Source organism: Paenibacillus sp. Soil787, from assembly GCF_001429545.1.
Lineage (GTDB): Bacteria > Bacillota > Bacilli > Paenibacillales > NBRC-103111 > Paenibacillus_E.
Map to the genome: position 1 here is coordinate 1,121,634 of NZ_LMSP01000001.1, position 655 is coordinate 1,122,288.

Consider the following 655-nt stretch of genomic DNA (forward strand, 5'->3'; position numbering starts at 1 on the left):
CATNCGCGCATGCTGTAAATAAGGCAAAGTGAGTCATGTAGGATTCGAACCTACGACACCCTGATTAAAAGTCAGGTGCTCTACCAACTGAGCTAATGACTCATCTGAAGAACTGGGGATCAAGGATTTGAACCTTGGCATGACGGAGTCAAAGTCCGTTGCCTTACCGCTTGGCTAATCCCCATCGAAAACATGCCGTCGAGAGGACTTGAACCCCCAACCTACTGATTACAAGTCAGTTGCTCTACCAGTTGAGCTACAACGGCATATGAAGTTAATGGTGGAGGCTGACGGGATCGAACCGCCGACCCTCTGCTTGTAAGGCAGATGCTCTCCCAGCTGAGCTAAGCCTCCATGGGATAGAACTAGAATATTGATGGTGACCCGTAGGGGACTCGAACCCCTGTTACCTCCGTGAAAGGGAGGTGTCTTAACCACTTGACCAACGGGCCTTAATAATAAATTACTGGAGCTTCCAACCGGAATCGAACCGGTGACCTCATCCTTACCATGGATGCACTCTACCGACTGAGCTATGGAAGCAATGGCTCCCCGAACAGGACTCGAACCTGTGACAACTCGATTAACAGTCGAGTGCTCTACCAACTGAGCTATCAGGGAAAACTGCTTGGCAACGTTCTACTCTCCCAGAACC

At 50.0% G+C, this 655-nt stretch carries 7 tRNA genes; all 7 read right to left on the minus strand.

Annotated elements, in window-relative coordinates:
• Positions 1-29: 29 nt before the first annotated feature.
• A tRNA-Lys gene (locus ASG93_RS04590) sits at positions 30-102 on the minus strand.
• A 10-nt stretch (positions 103-112) separates the two neighbouring features.
• A tRNA-Gln gene (locus ASG93_RS04595) sits at positions 113-184 on the minus strand.
• 9 nt (positions 185-193) lie between these two features.
• A tRNA-Thr gene (locus ASG93_RS04600) sits at positions 194-266 on the minus strand.
• 12 nt (positions 267-278) lie between these two features.
• Positions 279-354 (minus strand) — tRNA-Val (locus tag ASG93_RS04605).
• Between the two features lie 23 nt (positions 355-377).
• Positions 378-452, minus strand: a tRNA-Glu gene (locus tag ASG93_RS04610).
• Between the two features lie 15 nt (positions 453-467).
• Positions 468-543 (minus strand) — tRNA-Thr (locus ASG93_RS04615).
• 2 nt (positions 544-545) lie between these two features.
• Positions 546-621: transfer RNA gene (locus tag ASG93_RS04620), tRNA-Asn, on the minus strand.
• Between the last annotated feature and the right edge of the window lie 34 nt (positions 622-655).